The sequence below is a fragment of the Methylophaga sulfidovorans genome (assembly GCF_900114205.1).
Taxonomy (GTDB): domain Bacteria; phylum Pseudomonadota; class Gammaproteobacteria; order Nitrosococcales; family Methylophagaceae; genus Methylophaga; species Methylophaga sulfidovorans.
Genome location: NZ_FOSH01000014.1, coordinates 13189 through 30318 on the forward strand (window position 1 = coordinate 13189; position 17130 = coordinate 30318).

Annotated in this window: 16 protein-coding genes; 2 read left to right on the forward strand and 14 right to left on the reverse strand. The window is 38.8% G+C overall.

Annotated elements, in window-relative coordinates; all coding sequences use genetic code 11:
• Positions 1-2: 2 nt before the first annotated feature.
• The 7 genes from dptH to BM232_RS11435 form a co-directional block, all read right to left on the reverse strand.
• Positions 3-5105: a DNA phosphorothioation-dependent restriction protein DptH gene (dptH, locus tag BM232_RS11405; protein ID WP_091714800.1), complete on the reverse strand. Its 5103-nt coding sequence runs from the start codon at positions 5103-5105 to the stop codon at positions 3-5.
• Positions 5086-6258: a DNA phosphorothioation-dependent restriction protein DptG gene (dptG, locus tag BM232_RS11410; RefSeq protein WP_218153340.1), complete on the reverse strand. Its 1173-nt coding sequence runs from the start codon at positions 6256-6258 to the stop codon at positions 5086-5088. The genes dptH and dptG overlap by 20 nt, the downstream gene beginning before the upstream one ends.
• 161 nt (positions 6259-6419) lie before the next feature.
• On the reverse strand, positions 6420-8030 hold the full coding sequence (dptF, locus tag BM232_RS11415; RefSeq protein ID WP_091714805.1) for a DNA phosphorothioation-dependent restriction protein DptF: 1611 nt from the start codon (positions 8028-8030) through the stop codon (positions 6420-6422).
• A 358-nt stretch (positions 8031-8388) separates the two neighbouring features.
• Positions 8389-8826: a hypothetical protein gene (locus BM232_RS11420; RefSeq protein WP_091714807.1), complete on the reverse strand. Its 438-nt coding sequence runs from the start codon at positions 8824-8826 to the stop codon at positions 8389-8391.
• Between the two features lie 63 nt (positions 8827-8889).
• On the reverse strand, positions 8890-9111 hold the full coding sequence (locus BM232_RS11425; RefSeq protein WP_091714809.1) for a hypothetical protein: 222 nt from the start codon (positions 9109-9111) through the stop codon (positions 8890-8892).
• A gap of 84 nt (positions 9112-9195) precedes the next feature.
• Positions 9196-9957, reverse strand: coding sequence for a metallophosphoesterase (locus BM232_RS11430; protein ID WP_091714811.1), 762 nt, complete (start codon positions 9955-9957; stop codon positions 9196-9198).
• A gap of 2 nt (positions 9958-9959) precedes the next feature.
• Positions 9960-10268, reverse strand: coding sequence for a hypothetical protein (locus BM232_RS11435; RefSeq protein WP_091714813.1), 309 nt, complete (start codon positions 10266-10268; stop codon positions 9960-9962).
• Between the two features lie 498 nt (positions 10269-10766).
• Between BM232_RS11435 and BM232_RS11445 the strand changes: the two genes are divergently transcribed.
• Entirely contained in the window at positions 10767-11213 is a 447-nt protein-coding gene (locus tag BM232_RS11445; protein WP_091714817.1) for an NIF family HAD-type phosphatase, read from the forward strand.
• Positions 11214-11367: 154 nt separating this feature from the next.
• Here BM232_RS11445 and BM232_RS11450 read toward each other — a convergent pair whose 3' ends face one another.
• The 3 genes from BM232_RS11450 to BM232_RS11460 form a co-directional block, all read right to left on the reverse strand.
• The gene (locus BM232_RS11450; protein WP_091714819.1) at positions 11368-11826 is read right to left on the reverse strand and encodes a putative molybdenum carrier protein; all 459 of its coding nucleotides are present in this window, start codon (positions 11824-11826) and stop codon (positions 11368-11370) included.
• Positions 11827-12397: 571 nt separating this feature from the next.
• Entirely contained in the window at positions 12398-12838 is a 441-nt protein-coding gene (locus tag BM232_RS11455) for a hypothetical protein (RefSeq protein ID WP_091714821.1), read from the reverse strand.
• The gene (locus BM232_RS11460; RefSeq protein ID WP_091714823.1) at positions 12838-14079 is read right to left on the reverse strand and encodes a DNA polymerase Y family protein; all 1242 of its coding nucleotides are present in this window, start codon (positions 14077-14079) and stop codon (positions 12838-12840) included. Before BM232_RS11460 ends, BM232_RS11455 begins: the two co-directional genes overlap by 1 nt.
• Before the next feature lie 257 nt (positions 14080-14336).
• Here BM232_RS11460 and BM232_RS11465 point away from each other — a divergent pair, with 257 nt between their 5' ends.
• A complete protein-coding gene (locus BM232_RS11465; protein ID WP_091714826.1) occupies positions 14337-14669 on the forward strand; it encodes a hypothetical protein in 333 nt (110 codons plus the stop codon).
• A 59-nt stretch (positions 14670-14728) separates the two neighbouring features.
• Here the strand turns inward: BM232_RS11465 and BM232_RS11470 are convergent, their stop codons facing one another.
• The 4 genes from BM232_RS11470 to BM232_RS11485 all read right to left on the reverse strand — a co-directional run bounded on the left by BM232_RS11470 (position 14729) and on the right by BM232_RS11485 (position 17041).
• Positions 14729-15403, reverse strand: coding sequence for a hypothetical protein (locus tag BM232_RS11470; protein WP_091714828.1), 675 nt, complete (start codon positions 15401-15403; stop codon positions 14729-14731).
• Positions 15404-15712: 309 nt separating this feature from the next.
• Positions 15713-16138, reverse strand: a complete 426-nt coding sequence (locus BM232_RS11475; protein WP_091714830.1) for a hypothetical protein — start codon at positions 16136-16138, stop codon at positions 15713-15715.
• A gap of 2 nt (positions 16139-16140) precedes the next feature.
• Positions 16141-16749, reverse strand: coding sequence for a hypothetical protein (locus BM232_RS11480; RefSeq protein ID WP_091714832.1), 609 nt, complete (start codon positions 16747-16749; stop codon positions 16141-16143).
• Positions 16750-16768: 19 nt separating this feature from the next.
• Positions 16769-17041, reverse strand: coding sequence for a DUF1040 family protein (locus BM232_RS11485; protein WP_091714835.1), 273 nt, complete (start codon positions 17039-17041; stop codon positions 16769-16771).
• Positions 17042-17130 lie beyond the last annotated feature (89 nt).

The window sequence follows — 17130 nt, forward strand, 5'->3', positions numbered from 1 at the left end:
CTTTAGGTTTCCAAAAGCTGCCAAAAGGCTTTATCTTTCATTCTGTGAATTTTCTTTTCTCCATCAATATAGAGACTGTGATGCTTATCTAGTGTCCCGATTGTGGACATTAAATTTTCTTGTTCTGTTTTGTCACTGGCATTAAAAATTGCCTTAATATCTTGGTTCTTGAGCTTTGCTACACGATGGATAACCCAGGTCAGAATGTAACTAGAATAATCATTGTCACCGGTTTGAAAATGCGTAATATCCTGAGTGGAAAGCAGTACCCCCACTCCATACTCCCTTCCCTCTTTCAAAATCTTTCTAAGGCTAGGGAAATTCTGTGACATGAAATTATCGGCTTCATCGACCAGTATCATTTTTGTGATTTGTCTGAAATCACCTTTTACTTGTGGTTTACCCTGCTTTTGCATTTGGGAATAAAAAAGATCGAGTGTGAGCGCTACAACAAGGCTTTGTATCTCACCAGGATAGGCTGCTAGCTCTATGACTGTAATCCCATCAATCAGCTCATAAAGACTTTTACACTTTGCTTGATCACTCTCAAACACCTCCAATTCGTGCAGACTCTCAAGCGCTGCATAGAGTGAGTCTTCAGCCGGTTCACTCTCTTCAAAAAGTGCCCAAACATCGGCTATTGTTGGAGATGGTTTTGACCACGTGGATGGGTCTGACTTGACGATACCAGCCAGCTCATATGCATCCGCTATCAATTTTCGCAGTTTTAATTGCTGTCTTTGCCCAAGACCAAACGCTTTCCCCATCGTCTCTGAGAAGCCCCGAGCCGTATGAACAGGCAGCATTGGGGTGTTTCCAAATAGACTCAATGGATTGTATGGAAGTCGATGAAGATTGTATTTTTTCCCTTTAGTTGCAGATAAAAACTCATCATCCACATAGTCAGATTTGTAATCAAAGATAAGCAACCCAATAGGTTTGCTATCAACATTCTCGTGTCCATTTCGATGAAGTTGAGTCACAACCGATTTTGTAAATTGCGTTTTACCTGTACCCATGGTCCCAATAATGCCAGTATTGGTATTCATGAATTTCGAGGTATTGGTGGGTTCCCATACCAAAGGCTCATGAGTTATGTCATTTTGACCGAACATAACTTTGAGATTTGCCACTGATTGAGCCACGGGCATTTCTTGAAGTTCTGTGGTCTCAATCGAGACGGACTCAACACCATCTCCTTCTGGCACCTCAACTTCGCCCTCTGATGATTCGGTAAACTCAACATTGACTTTAGTACTTGATTGCCCTAACAAATACTGCTCAGGCACATGAAATGTTGTGGTCAGGTCGTCATTGATAAGTTTTTGTAGTGGGGTGGATACCAACATATTCAACAATGACATTGGTAACTTAGTAATGAGTACTCCATCATTCATATTGTATGAAGCACCACTGATGTCAGCTGAATCAAGATGAGCTAATACAAAGCCTTGTGGATAGTTATGTAACAACCCAATTTCATAATTACCCTGAAGCCACCATTCCCTGCGATCTTTAACTGGTTCGAAGTAGTCAGGTTCGAACACATCGTAGAGCTCGTATTTGTCTATTTGCATCAGGACTTGTCTGACAAAAAGCCCTCTGTACAACTTGGAAGCCAGAGTTCCTGGGCCCAGTATCTCGTTAGATAAATATCGGAGAAGCTCTTTAGTTTGTTCTATGGCCTTTAAATAGTCCGGTGTTGCCCCAGTTTTTACCTCGAGAGGAAGCAGGTAAAGTTGCTCGTCCTTAAACCCTACAAACAAAACATCATCTGATATTGCGCCGGACTTATAGCCCTGAACATTTCTGGAAAAATCACTGTCGGTCATTTTTAAGCCGATGTTGCCCGACACTCTCAACATTTCACCAACAGACAAGGGCACCCAGGTAATGTCTGAGTCCTTAAGTAAACCAAATATGAATTTATAAGCTCCAATCACACCTTTTCGTTCTTTACGGATAGTGTCGTTGCTTGTCAGCATCTTCAATAGCCAGTCACCATTGAAAGCGTTAAATTCACTGATATGTCCACCACCATCTTTATTCATCAGTTTTTGGTAGAGGTCAACCTGTTTAGTGACAGTGATCGCATCGTAATTAGATGAATTTGTGTATTGGTCTGAGTAGTGGATTAGAACGACATCCTGTTGCTCATGGAAAAACTGAAGCGTAACTTTTGGATCAATAATCGTTGTCCAAATTGAATTGTCGTATGAGCGATCTAGTAAGACAGTGAAAGTTTCACTTATGGCCAATGAGAGAGCATTAGAGCCAGTGTATGGAGTATTCGCTTTGAGAGCAGGAACTTGCAATGAGCCTATTTTATTAGCCAGCCTCAAATGCGGATATTTCTCGTAATCAATTTTATGTAAGCCAAAGCCAGTGTAATAACTCCCTGTTTTCGAGTCTCCAAATGAAGCTTCACCACTAATTAGCCCATCACAACTAACACCGCTGAGGAATTTATCAATGGTTACATAAGCTAAATCTACTTTTTCAACATTTCTAAAAAAACTGACGTGTGAATATGGTTGTGCCCCCTCAACTTGAGAGTGGATGAACTTACTAAATGTGAGCCTGGTTCTGAGCAGGTCTATGACTAGATCAGCATGCTCTTTTGCCCTGCCCTTATGAAGTCCAAGCCATGTTTTAAGTTCGTCATAACTTGCAGTTTCAGAAAAACGATCAAAAGCTGAATATTCAATTGCGTTGTCATATAAATAAACATGAACGGGGTAAGCGCTTTCGAGTCTATCAACAAAATAGTCAAGAACCCCTAAAAAGAACTCATCACAATTACTAAGGTTTACCCCGCTTAAGAGTAGTTTGCTGTGTGTCTCGCTCTTAAATAACTGCTCATATGCCAAAATAAATTCATTTATTTTCTCTTTGACCAGCTTTCGAACAAAATCATAACTGGTGTCTTGCTGAGGCACTAATTTCAACCAAAATGCATTCTCTTTTACCTGACTTGAGTAAGAATAATCATTGTTTGGGTTATAAACGAATGGAAGCAGACCCCTTGGAGTCATGCGGTTTAGAGTCACTTGAGGAAGATAGGAAAAACTGTTTTTCGAATCTTTCCTCATTTCATTTGCAAGATTATAGAAATAGGAGAGTACGAGTGGATGGTACGGAGAGAGATATTCTTCAGATATATCTTCTCGCTGAATGGTTGTTAGACCAATCTTTAATAAATCTTTCTGGGCGAGGTTAAGCGTGCTATCAAGAGGAATTTGCTCTAGTGCATTCTCATAGCAAGATAAGATGTCTTCGATTACTCTCAGAAACTCACTACCCCATGAGACAAGCGAAATTAGTGTCTTATTGTTTTCTAAATAATCGTATAAAGCCTCGTATGCGCTAGCAAGTTTTGTATTGACAGAATTCAGCGCTGATAGCGTTACTTCTTCAGTGCCACTCCTGCTTATAATTCGATTTTTAAGAAAATAATTTTCTTCTCGCAGGAGTTGAAGCCTGACACCGAGAACTGAATATTCACTATTGTCGATACTGACTTTGTCTTTCGATGCCAAATACTCGCCGAAATATCTATCATCAAACAGTTTGATGATTCTATCCCTATTCAGAAGCAGCGGTAATGCTAGAGAGGAGGTCGCAACTGCACCTTCGATGCTGAAAGTGAGGCTGTTATTGCCGGATTTGATAACAAAATCTAGATCATCTGATTCATTAGCTAAACTCTCATAGTCAATAAGACCAAACTCAGATACATCAATAGTTTGTCCTGTGTCAGTCAACTCAAAATTGTGAGCACTATCTGCCCTGATTTGTAGTTGATTATCTTCCGTCTGAAGAGTAATGAGCTTTTTTTGTGGGTTAATCTGAAAAGCACTTTTGAACGCGTCAATATAGAAATCACCTTGCCTCATAACAAGACATCTAAATATAAAGGTCTCAGATGAGTTATCCCTATTTAGGGTAATCGTGAAGTAGGCTGGGATCTCGTCATATAAAGCTGAAATGGTTGCATAAGACTTCAAGCCATTCCTTACGTTGACTTCAGGCGCACTATTTAAATCGCTGTGCTTGACCGTAAACTGCGACTTTTCAATATTCCCATTTTGAAACGAAAGCTTGAGATCAAACTTATTGATCTGTTCACTCAGCAAAATGATTATGTGTCGCTCTCTCAGCCCCGCTTTTGTATCCGATTTAGGTCTAGCAATTATATAACCTCCTGTGACTTCTTCGCTCAGAAGCTGGAGCTGTTGAACTCTATTTTTTTCAATTTCTTTTCTAAACGTCTCATAGTCAACACTTTTCCAACTAACTGGAGAAGAAAAGTGCTTATCAATAAATTTGTCACTGAAAATCTTTAACCGGTCATGTCTCTGTTCGTAAAAATGCTCAGTTTCAAAAAATAAGTGCTGATAAAGCTCCCTGTTCTCATCCAGACGCTTCGCAATCTGTTTAGGATTTTTTTCCATTGAAACGACTATGGGATCATCAAGCAGGTCAAGCTCATTGAATTTTAAGTCGCCATCTACTAACAGGGCATTGAATAGAGGTTCAAATCCAAAAATGGTCGAACCATCATCTTTGATGACACTGAATTGATATTCGAGAAGACACTTAGAAACATCTTCAGCAAAATGTGCTTCATTAATTAATGCTGTAAGTGAAGTTTGAATGCTCTCTGGACTCCAACACTTTGTGTCAGCTGCCAAATCTTCTGCCGAGTTCATGAGCGTGTCAAGTTGACTATTGTGAATTATCAATAAAGCAAATCCATCAATAGCCGAAATTTGGCCAGAAACGCCATCCCTCAATCTCGAAATATAATTCTCAGTGAACCCCTTAGCTACTAATGGCTCAAATGAAGATGGCTCTGTTGATGATGGCTCGGAATGAAGAACACTTATTAACTTACCCTTGCCAAACTCAATGACTGGAAGATGGACGTCCTCATCGATCACCACCTCATCAGTTGAGCACTTCAAAAGTGCACCATAAAGCTCTAAGCTGTTGTCAAAATCTGGGGATTTGAATTTGTATTTATTTCCTGGTCTAAACTCTAAGCCTGATAGGTCAGCCAACAGTTGTTCAACAAGAAAATCTTCAAACTGTTTTTCTGACATACACCGCATCCCCGCTATCACTCATCCTTTCAATATTGCCGATTCTCTCGTAAAAATTAATGAGGGCTTGCTCACTTTGCTTATCAAAAAAGACACCCCTCGACTTAAAGCCATCTGTCAAATCATGGAGTTGCATTCGTTCATTTTCACCAACGACTAAATTGGTAAGCAGAATTAAATAGTCTTGACTCAGAACTAAGACCCTTCCGGCTCGTCCTCGAGTTTGTATAAAATGCTTACCAAACTGCCCCTGAACTTCTCGCATGTACTTATCATTGATCTCCCCGCGAGTAGTCTTAAGTGACTCAAACTGTTCCAACGCCAAAGTCATCAGATCTTGTATAACATCTGAAAGCTCATTGGAATTAGTTAACACCGAGTTGAGCTCGCGCTGCTCTTTAAAAGCCTGTGAATACACTTTTAGTCTGTTAACAACTTCCTCGTAATTGGGCGACTTGTCCAGCTCCGAGTATAGCTTCCAAAGAGGCCATACGAAGTCTTCGTCAGGCTGCAGGTTCTCCAGCATTGATAAAATTGGAAACAATTTAACTGTTGAATTTTGAAATGACTTAAAGCCATCTCGCTTGATATGGGTTCGTTCTGCACTTGCCTTCTCAGTATCCATGATGAAAAAAAGCGGTTTTGGTGCAGGAGGAAGTCCGGTGCTCCAATCATCAATACACAAGGCCAACTGTGCACAATATAGGAATGCGTAAAACGTCAGAAAGTGCTTTATTTCAGCTAGAAGGTAATGGGGGCGCCTAGCTAAAAACGTAAAATCTCTTTGAAAGTTATCAGCAATAAATGGAATATATGGATACTCTTTTGTTAAAGTCCCATGGTCATCATTGATTTTGGATTTGAAGAGCGACAGGATGTCCTTCTCAAGGAAATTCAGCCTTGTCTCAAACTCAGGCAAGTTATGGTCTTGGAGCAATTGGGCAAATAATGCTGCCACCCGCTCTTCAGACTTGGTGTACTGCCCTTTCTGAGCATTGAACAAATGAAATTCCGGGCTAACATTCAAAATATCTCTGTGCTTGAAATACATGTTTTCCAAGACTGACCAGAACTTTTCTTCACCAAGCTTGCCAGCTAGATAAGCTTTTGAATCAATGACAAAAGTCTCATAGTCATACTTTTCTGCAGACATGCGGAGAGCCATTTTCATCACTAAGCCAATTACACTCTCCCACCGAAACTCATTTCCCCGATTTCTGACGGGTAGGTAGTGATGCAGAGTATTCTTGTTTACAACCTGGTCTTTTGACTGAGGAAGCATTGCGTTGATCATCAGGTCACAACTCTCCATGTTTAGATACCGCTAATCTCGTAGTAGTCATTTTCCTCATTGACTATTTTGTAACGTGCTTCTTTATGAAATATCAGCAAAGTATCACTTTGGTTAGCAATCTCGAGAATATTCTCGAGAATCTCATCAAGCAAGATTATTGCACTCTTATCATGTTTGTTGGGCCTGTACCCCTCATTAATCTTCAACATCAGCTCAAATAAATTCATTGTTATCTCAACACACACATGGCTGGTTTCATTGACCTTTAAATGGGCTTGAAAATGACTTATGTTGTCATGGCGGTCTGATTTTATACTCTCAAAATCGGCCCTGATGTCTACAGTGGTTGCAACGTTATAACCGCGCAAACTTGTTAGATGGAAGTGATCTTTATCTAGAGACTGAGCATTCCTATTGCAATATCTATGTAGTGAGGAAATTAATGTGTCTTTGTAAAACTTATTAAGCAACTGCTTATGCTGTGCAGTGCCGTCAAAGTTAGCATGCAACCGCCATGTCGCTGAATAGAAGTCGAGTGTGGAATCTTTAAAATCGGAGTTGAGCACCCTCTTAAAGCCGCTTGAAAGATCCGAATCGCCAAGCAAGTATGTCAGCCTTATGTATGACTCGGCCTTAGAAAGAGAATATAGACCTAGCTCTTCAATGTTGTCCTTGAATGCATGAAACTCTGGCTCTACTATCTCTAAGTCAAACTTCAGAATAAATTGGTCAATATTTCTATTTCTGATGTTAGCCGGATCAAAGTCAACTAATCTTTCTTGTATTTCGTTGTCGCCTCCAAGGAATAAGTTGTCAAATAAGTAATTATCACCACTCAGAATGCAATATATAAAATCTAACAACGTTCTTGCGGTAACAAATTGGTCCTTAGAGAGTCTTGCTTTAATTAATAGCTCAACCAGAACTACTTGAACTTCCGGCAGAGACAGCAACATATAATTAGTTGTTAATTTAGTCTGTCCATGCTTGGCTAGCTCTTGTTTATACAGCTGAAAGAAAGGATTGCCATCTGTATCTGATGTTAGCTTTTTAAGGAATGGCTCGACAAAGGATGATGAAAATCCGTCTTCCATGAACATAAACTTAGGATAATCTTCAAAGTCAATGAACTGAAATTCTTTAGCGATGAGACTCCTGTCTCCCTCAATGAAGTGGATGATTGCATCCTTTAAATAACTCAGTTCATCATCACCACTTTTTGCATAGTTGCCCAACATACCGATGTTAATGCCAACAACAAGAGGACGCTTTGAGTTTATTGTTGCTTTGAACAGTTGATCTAAAGCTTGAATTGCAGTCTGATTAGGCTTAAAACTGTGTGTCGCATCAAGATGAAAATCTATATGTTGAAACTCATCTTTATTGCTAAAACGAGTCATTATCTCTGATTTTCCATCACCACTACTTCCACACAAGAAGAGTATTTTTCCAGGACCTAGCTCTCTCAACTTTTGTTCAAAGTCAAGTTCAACTTTAGTTTGGATATACAAGTAACTTTTGTATTGACTCTGACTCGAGTTACCTTTCTCCACCGCAACTGCTTCAGCAGAAGACTTTGAAAGGACTCTTAGTGCATTCTCTAATGTTAATGCTTGTTGATTGTAATCCATGTTATTTCTACTAAAAGAACATTCCTTCGTCGCTATAAATAGCCTTCAAATTCTCAACTGAGCTATTATATTTTGGCACCACGTTTGATATGTATTGATTTATGACGAGCTAAAAAGAATTACAACTTTTAAATGTGTCAAAGATTCAATATCGTGATACTACATGACCTTGTTCCAAATATACATATGGATTTTTTAGGAAATAATCGAGAAGTAATCTAATGTACTCGTTGAACTATATAGCCTACATCACATAAAGGTAATAAATTCCTTAAGATAAATGATATTTCTTCAGCCTTGTATATTTCATTAACGAAACAGCAAGTATGAATTCAATAATCTGTTTCTTTGCTTGAACTCAAGTCCACTTAGACCGCCTCAAACAAATAAGAAAATATCTCTCGCTATCAGTGAACATTCGCGGGACTTTGTGAACAGGAGAATTTCTCCTGATTTCATCCATGTAATCTGAACGCAGATAGCATTTTTTAAATAACTCTTCGTCATTTAGTATTTCAGTCCATGCTTCGGTGAAATATGGGTGATAGGTATCTCTCTCCGATAACCTTCCAAAAACATACTTCACCTCATCAAATAAAGTTGGATCCTTTTCAATTCTTTCAAGCGCAATATAGTGCATGAGAGAGATGACGAACTCTTTTTTTTCTATCGGATGGGGATCGTGATTCGGAAACCCTAATTTACGTTTACATTCTTCAACGTATGCTTTAAATTCATCACTGACGTCTTCTGGTGGCTCCCAAGAACCAAAATCTGATTTATTCTCGTCACTCATTTTTATCCATCTTTATTTTTTTAATATTATCTTGTTCGTATAACCCAAAAAAATTTCCCAGACTTATTTTTTCTTGAGACTAAGAATTCCTGGCATGACGTCTTTGGGTTTGTCGAGAAATGTATAGTGAGATCCAGATAGCGTTTTACCTGTATTTGTTTTTTCATCGTAGTAAAGTATCGGTGTGCTGAGCCTGTAGTGTTTGGCTAACACACTATAACCAATAAAGTGTCTATTCGTAGTACCATTATAGTCATCAAGCTCAATGATGGCCCAATTACTCATCAGTATATTTCCGGGTTTTAGGAGCCTCTTTATCCTAAACATGTCATCAATCTCGATAATTGCGATCTATCAGTAATCATATTACTAAACCTCTATGACAAGACTAGAATCAAACTTCACTGGCAATCGTTCTTCCCTGTAACCTCTCTGATTACTTACAAGACGACAGTTTCCTATCCTCATATCTAAATTGGCATGAGTGTGCCCATAGCACCATAAATCGACTTTTAAAACATAGTCCTCCAAATCAGATATGAATGCAGGCGAAATGTTATCCATTCCATAGTATGGATGAACACATTTGAGTGACGGCGCATGATGAGTGATAACTATCGTCTTCCCATCAAAAGGTTTATCTAGCTCGTCTGATAACCACCTTATCGACTCCAAGTGAAGTTGAAATGCATCTTCAGGAGTAAATAATTTATCTCTAAATTTTATAAGTCGATGATCCGTTATTTGTGCAGCATACTGTTGGTATTTCTTTTTTTCAGAATCACCATATTCAGCTCTATAATTTGTCCAAAGTGTAGTACCTAATAACCTAACTCCCAATAGTTCTATGGAATTTTTTTCAAGAAAATATAGGTTATCAACACTGTCAGCAAACTCTCTGAGTTCTTGAGTCAGTTTGTAATACTCTCGTCTGTAATATTCATGATTCCCAGCGATATAGATAACTGGTTTTTGATGCTTTTCTGCAATCTCTGCGGCCCAGTCAATACCAAATAAACCTATGTGAATATCTCCTGCAAGAATAATGGCATCACTATCCATCACTCGTAAGCTATAGTTTGCAGAAGAGACAGTTTCAAGATGCAAATCACTGAACAGCTGTAACTTCATCTTTAGCTTTCACCCCATATGTCATATTTAAGCGTGATCTCAACGTCATCATGCTGTTCAAGCATATTAAAGACTCTCTGAGCACATGGGTGCAATTGCCCTGGCCCACCTAAAAACCGATATATTGAACCTGAAAGCGTTCTCCCTGTTTTACTCTCAGAATCATAATATTCAATTTGACTACTGATTCTATAATCTCTGTCATCCAGACTATAGCCAAGAATTTTTTCAATTGTCTTTCCGTTGTGCTTAATAACAACAATGTTCCAACCTGACATAACAACATTGGTTGGTGGTACCCATTGAGCCATGTTTTTTCTCCCTAATAAACCAAAAACTTTCTACCCTTTATCCATTTGAAAAGACTCTTTTCCTTTCAAACGAATGAAGTAGTTTCTACTAAAAACACAGACAACGCAAGAATAAAAATATATATTTTACTATAGATATCAATTGGTTAAATTGTATTATGTATATGTTACATTAATAGAAGGAGGTAAGGGATGAGACAAATAAAAAATGATGACATACAATGTACTACGGATTTAAAAGCATCCTTTCTTAAAGCTCAGAGTGTTCTTCTTGAGGAGCACCTTTCACATAAAGATGACTCTATACAGAGCCACATCAACTACCCATTTGATATTGAGATAGAACACGACTGGAAGTTATTCAGTAAAACGCTGCAGAGTTTTTCACCAGAGTCTTTAAAAGAAACAATCAACTTCGGTGAGTCATATGTATTGACTAATAATAATCATATCTTCGTGCAAGCTATCCTAGAGAATTCTTCTCCGAGGACTAATTGAATGGAAGATTTAACGCTCGCGCTAGATTTGGAAGGTGTTCTAATAACGAATGCTTATACTCAATTGCCTAGACCTGGCCTCATGAGGTTTCTTTTAGAGTGTGAGTCAATATTTGGGCGAAATAATCTCTGCATCTTTACACGCGTTGAGGAACAACTTTTCAGACAGATTGCCCATAAATTGCGAGACGATAATAAAGTACCGGATTGGTTTCCTGATATTCGTTATACAGACTGGGTAGGAGAGCACAAAGATTTACGCTTTGTAGATGATGATATTGATAAAGTGATTATCATTGATGATTATCCACCGTATATTAAGCAATCCCAAAAGCATCGCTTGATTCCAATTAAACAATATACAGATCCATATACCCATGAGTTACCAGATGACACGGATGATGAACTAAGCTTTGTTTTGAAAAAGTTGCTCAACTATATTCAATAATTTTCACTGTGAGTTATATTTCTGAGAGCAAAAATAACCTTTCAGGTGATTATTGATTAACAACTCACCAGGAGCAAAAACCAGGAATTTTTTGAGGATTATCTGACAGTTTGAAGCCAATAAGACTAAAACGATGACTTCGAGATGATTTAGGCTATTTTTCTAATAAAAGAGTAATTACTGATTTCACATAGTTATAAATCTCTGGGCACTGGCTATGTCGAGGACCGGCAACATTGAGTATCTCAATATCATAGTCAATAATGAATTTTTGAAGACTTTCCGTTGCTAGTTTTTGTCCTATCAAGTCTATATCAATGAGTTTATATGGCTTTTTATGCTTAATACAAAATGCTACCGTCAGCTCAGTTCCCCCACTAATATAACCACTATAAAAAACGGCAGTGCCATCTGCATCCTCAACATTCTTTTTAGTTCTAGCTCTGTAGCCACCACCTATTTCTACTAAGTTATAAATTGAGTCTATTTTTCCATCTTCCGCAATACGCCCTATTGGACAGGATCCTGAATATGGGAAAGAGTGCAAGATTGAAGCATCAAGTGCAGCTCTGTCTGCACCAGTTTGTCCTCCACTAATAATTTTGCACAACACAACCTAGCTCCTTGCAGAAGAAATTATCTATGATATTGATACTTACTGATTTAACGACTCTCCAGCATTAAGATAATATATCAATGTCAAAGCTATTCGAGTAATGCTCTTGGATCAGGTTCTGGGAAATGCCCTATTTCACTTAGGTGAAACGATCTTAGTTATTCCAAAAGGTCGTTAATTATACGAGGCCATTAAAGAAAGAACTTAAACTCGTTAATTATACGAGACAATTAAAAAAATGAACTTATACTCGTTAATTTTACGACCTTTGGTTAATGTAAATTAATTCAGTCACTTATCGACTACGCAGACTACTATCGGGTTCAAACAATTTGGTTCGGTAGCTCAGTGAAGCCCATTATTAACAATACATTACGGCTTGTGTTCTTAGACTCAAACTAAGGTCGTAGAATTTACGACAACATGCTCATTATAGATCTCATTCTCTAATAAACTTTTCGCTTGATGGAATTAGTCTCTAGATTAAGTATTAGTAATCACAATACCTAGAATAAGCAGTTATGTTTCTTGTATTTTGAGTGTGAATGAGAGAAATGGATGGCGTCAGCTAAGTAATGAAGTGTCGTGATTTTTCTCCTTTTTGTACGACTCTGGGCCAGCGGCTGTGTATTTGTGCATCTTCAAGCTCTGGTTCAATCGTCACCACATACACCCGTCGCTCATTTCCTTCTTTTGCCAGTAACCCCTGAATGTATTGTCCTTTTTGCAGGTCATACCAGTGACTAATACCTTCGAGATCTTTTTCCATAAAACTCAAAACAGGCATTTTCACCGGTGTCGGAAAGTATTTATCCCACCTACCGGCATAGATAGAATCGAGTCTCGCCCAGCCTGTCATCGGTAAGTTACCAGGTTGTTTTTGTCGCCGCCCCCATGCAATCAATTTGATACCGCCTTCTGACGTTAATACAGGTAAAACAGCTTTGGGATTAGGATAAAAAATTCGCAGCACATCCTCACCATGCTGGAAATAAACGCCACCACACATTAGATGGTTTTCCTATGTCCTGTAGGCTTCCATGCTGGGGCAATCACATTGGGCATTTCACTTCGCCCAATGACGCGTGTCGGGGCAACTGTAAACTCACCGTAACGCTCATTAATTTTATCAATAGCCGTATTGAGCGCCTCACGCTTTTGTTTTTTTGACTCATCGACGAACATATCTTGCTGTTTATGATGGGTTGGATTCAAAGCCGTGACTTGAACCTGACCACATTCTTCACCGCTATAACGACTCTTAATAAATTGCTTACATAGGTCATATATCAATGCCCCATCATCTGTAGCGTTATCGATTTTTTGTTTTGTCCCTAGCCAGCCAAAAGGTGTCTTTAAACCAATGAAGAAGGTATCACTCAGGAAGTGATGCTTACGCAAACGAGCACCCACCTTTTCAGACATATGCTGAAAGAAGGTCAGTATCGTATTCATATCACGGGTACCAGGCGGCATGACTTTGCCATGACCAACTGATTTGGGTTCTTTTACTGTGGTGATAACAGGTTCGGGATCACGCCCCTGAGCCATGAGCCATATCCGTCTTCCGGGATTACCGAAACGTTTAGCAATGAGGCTCATCGGGACTTTTTTCATATCCCCACATTTTGTGATGCCGTACTTACCTAAGAATCTGGCAATACCTTTATTGATGCCACTTAGCTCTGTCACGTCTTCTTTACTTAGGCGCGCTTCAGCTTCCCAAGGGGCAATAATGGTCATGCCATCCGGCTTATTGAGTTTTGCAGCAAATTTGGCTGTCGTTTTATCACCGCTAATGCCGACACTACAGGTTAGCCCTGACACCTGGCTTATGGTGTCTTTTATTAGGAAACCAATATGTTCTGGCGAGTCATAGAGTGTCTGACAGCCAGTTAAATCCAAAAACGCCTCGTCGACCGAGTAAATCTCTACAGTCGGTGTAATACTGAATAAAGCGTCCATAATCTCGGTGGATACAGCCGCATAACGATATGGTCTGCTTGGAGCTTGGATAATATTAGGACAAAGCTCTCTCGCTTCTTTGAGGCGCATACCAGTTTTCACACCATAACTTCTAGCCTCGTACGAGGCCGTGATAATTGTGCTACCAAGTTTGCCATTGGTGACTCCCACAGGTTTATTTCGCCAGTATGGATAGTCTTGCTGTTCTATCTGAGCAAAGAAGCAATTCATATCAACCAGCGCAATCATTTTGGTCCAATGATGGGATGATGCGTTTGAGCTCATAGATTGCTAAATAACCTAATAACCTGTTGTGGTGTGTGCATCAGATTTTTCCTTTTAATCAGTTAAAGAGGTCTGATTAGATTTAACGACATGAGAATAAAACGAGAAGAGAAAATATAGAGAATATTTTATATAAAAGCAAGTATATTAAGCACGCCGAATCAGATTGGTTGAAAAATAAAACCTGTACTTTTATTTTTATGACATGAACGTAACTCGCCAAATGGATTATCTACGTCATTCTGTTCATTACGACAATGAACACGATTTACAGCTTGATTCATATCATTCCAGATCGCGTCTTACGTTGGATTGGTGGTGGTGATGCCCCATTAGGTGATATGGGTGTTGAACAAGCCAATAAACAAGCCTTCGGTATTGCGGTGGGCACCGGTTCACAAGCGACCAGCCAAGGTGCTGGCGCCATGGGTAATAAAGGTACAACGCCTACGCCAGATGGTGACAAAACTAAAAACCCTGGTAAAGACGATGATAAGCAGAATACGGATGCTGAAAAGGAAGAAAAGGCAGGCAGTAACCCAGTAGAAAAAGATGACACATCAGTACAACCAAAGAAGTCAAATAGATAACTGGAATTGTAATAAAAAAGCCCCGTCTTTCGGGGCTTTTTTACAATTATTTTGATATTTTAAACAACGTATTTTTCGTTGTTAAGCTTATCCGATACCTCTAGCTTTATTTTGTTTTGTTGGCCGGCATCAATATGTAGTTTTAATTCATCATTAAGAAGATTAAATTCTGTTCTTAAGGCCTCCATTGATTGTAATTTGCTGTATCCATCCTTTTTCTTAGTATCGGCGGCATCATCTTCCCAGCGCTTTATGGCGCGCTTAAGCCCATCAATGGCTTCAAATTTGACTTTCGCCACCGCAAAATTGGGATTGATGGAGACAAAATACTCATTCACTTCTTGTTGATTTCGGCTACCCTTATACCCCAGCACTCTTTCCAGTTCCTCTGGGTTAGCGATAAGATTCGTATAGTGCTCGACCAGTTTTTTATAGCTTTTAATTTGCAGGGAAAGGTTTTGAACAATTGCTATGGCATCTTTTATATCATTTAATGATTCATAATGCCTATCAACCTCACCATTAAATTTAACAACAAGTTCACCATACTTATCAATCCACTCAATCGTTTCCCGCACCGCCTTAAAATACTCTTCCCGCCACTGGGCGGCATTACGATTGGCTCGTTGCGCCGAGGCCATGGCCGCATTGGCATTGTTTCTTTCTGCATTGAGTTGGCCTATCCGCATGCCGGTCATGGCGTTATTGGCAATCCCGCTATAAATATTACTCATAAAGCACTGCTTCCTCTGTCTGCGGGCCGTTAAAGCCCCCTTTATTAACGTTACCTTTACTTTAAAGCAATCTTTTTTCTTTGTCAGTGAATTTGCTCTCGATAATGACAGCTTCACCGGTAAAGATGGCTTTGTAAAATCTGGCAATTATAAAAATTATCCTAAAATAAGCCTCAAAATTAGTAAGATTTTTATAAATGAAGTAGATATAAAAATAACCCTAAATAAGCCCTCAAATATAGTAAGTTTTTTATAAATGTGGTCGGTTACCTGACATATCATCAATACATATTTTTTGGAATACTTGAGTTAATTACATCCATCTTCGAGATATTGCTGAAACCGCGTTAAATCCATACCTCTCTGGAGGTTGTAGCTCATTGCTAAGTCATCTCTAGCAGGTCTCTCTGGATGGTATTCAGCAGAGAAGAATGACATAGACGGTGACGCGCTCTTTGGATCGATTTTATCTACCAGCAAAGCTGAGTCAAAAGGTCTAAATCCAAGAAAAGTAGATAGTGCCTCGGCAAGATATTGAGTTTTTATGTGTGTATCGTGACCATAACTTCGAGATAACTGAATTAGATAATTCCAATTATCGACTGACTCTATAAGATGCTTACAAACATCGAAGAAGGTCTCTTCCCAATGACGATACCCATCATAATCTTCTTGAGATCGCAGCAAGTTCAAAACTGACTCACAGACTTTTTGTTCATCAGTGTATTCATGCATATTTATTTAGATGTTTTGCTTGAAAAGTATTCTGTAGCATCCCTAATCCCAGAAAAAATGAGCTTTTTATCACCTATGTAACTATCCAGTGTTTCTTTTGCCCTGCTTTCAAACTCACTTCTATTAAAAAAGCCCATATCAGCCAGTTTCTTTATTGCTAAATCACCCCCATCATAATATCTCGCTAGTTTTGAAACAGCTAAATCCAAAGGGGATATGACATATAGTGCAATCTTATCTGTGTTAGCAGCATGGCAAATAAATGAAGAGTCATTTTTATAATCTGGATGCAATAAACCAGCACCATCATGGTAACTCCTATCTAGCCTGATGGTTTTTAATTGCTTTTTCATATCCGTCTCTAACTCATCGAGGTAAGTTTCTACCATACCTTCTGGAATAATGAGGCGTTCAGAAAAACAAATTTCGATTGATAACGGTTTAGCCTGCTTAGTGTAAAGATATAATGCACTGTCATTTATGATGTATGCTCTTATAGCAGTGTGTTCAGGTAAATCTTCAGTAAAACATGAAACTAAGCGACAAACAGCCCTCCAAAAATTTGTTTCAAATCCAAGATGTCTATTTTCTATGGTGTCAGTCTTGTTCATGTACACATCTCAATTAAACTCATGAACCACTGTGTTTATCATCGAACATTTTGAGTTTATCAATTAGTTCAGCATCATCGATGTAATATAACTCAGGATATGACTCGCTATTATTAAGAGCATTAATCAGTAGCTGCATCAGTCTCATCTGAGGATGTTTTTGCCAAACATTTAAAAGTGAATGCAAGAGCTCAAACTGTCCCTCTACACTTCTTGCTGAAGAGGGAGCATCTTCAAGAGACGCCATAGCATCATTCAACCAGTCTGTATTATCTTTGTCTCGTGCTGTCATATATCCTCTCATAGAGAATCTTTTTACATGTTGAATTCAATACCTAAACTTAGTTGTTCGCTTCCCACCAATCTATGATTTTATAAAAG

Excerpts from the sequence above, each read along its gene's own strand:
- BM232_RS11445 (WP_091714817.1), top strand. The coding sequence starts at position 10,767 with ATGGAAGATTTAACGCTCGCGCTAGATTTGGAAGGTGTTCTAATAACG.
- BM232_RS11465 (WP_091714826.1), top strand. The coding sequence starts at position 14,337 with ATGAACACGATTTACAGCTTGATTCATATCATTCCAGATCGCGTCTTA.
- dptG (WP_218153340.1), bottom strand. The coding sequence starts at position 6,258 with ATGTCTGCAGAAAAGTATGACTATGAGACTTTTGTCATTGATTCAAAA.
- dptF (WP_091714805.1), bottom strand. The coding sequence starts at position 8,030 with ATGGATTACAATCAACAAGCATTAACATTAGAGAATGCACTAAGAGTC.
- BM232_RS11475 (WP_091714830.1), bottom strand. The coding sequence starts at position 16,138 with ATGCATGAATACACTGATGAACAAAAAGTCTGTGAGTCAGTTTTGAAC.
- BM232_RS11420 (WP_091714807.1), bottom strand. The coding sequence starts at position 8,826 with ATGAGTGACGAGAATAAATCAGATTTTGGTTCTTGGGAGCCACCAGAA.
- BM232_RS11470 (WP_091714828.1), bottom strand. The coding sequence starts at position 15,403 with ATGAGTAATATTTATAGCGGGATTGCCAATAACGCCATGACCGGCATG.
- BM232_RS11480 (WP_091714832.1), bottom strand. The coding sequence starts at position 16,749 with ATGAACAAGACTGACACCATAGAAAATAGACATCTTGGATTTGAAACA.
- BM232_RS11435 (WP_091714813.1), bottom strand. The coding sequence starts at position 10,268 with ATGGCTCAATGGGTACCACCAACCAATGTTGTTATGTCAGGTTGGAAC.
- BM232_RS11430 (WP_091714811.1), bottom strand. The coding sequence starts at position 9,957 with ATGAAGTTACAGCTGTTCAGTGATTTGCATCTTGAAACTGTCTCTTCT.
- BM232_RS11425 (WP_091714809.1), bottom strand. The coding sequence starts at position 9,111 with ATGAGTAATTGGGCCATCATTGAGCTTGATGACTATAATGGTACTACG.
- BM232_RS11455 (WP_091714821.1), bottom strand. The coding sequence starts at position 12,838 with ATGTGTGGTGGCGTTTATTTCCAGCATGGTGAGGATGTGCTGCGAATT.
- BM232_RS11460 (WP_091714823.1), bottom strand. The coding sequence starts at position 14,079 with ATGAGCTCAAACGCATCATCCCATCATTGGACCAAAATGATTGCGCTG.
- BM232_RS11485 (WP_091714835.1), bottom strand. The coding sequence starts at position 17,041 with ATGACAGCACGAGACAAAGATAATACAGACTGGTTGAATGATGCTATG.
- dptH (WP_091714800.1), bottom strand. The coding sequence starts at position 5,105 with ATGTCAGAAAAACAGTTTGAAGATTTTCTTGTTGAACAACTGTTGGCT.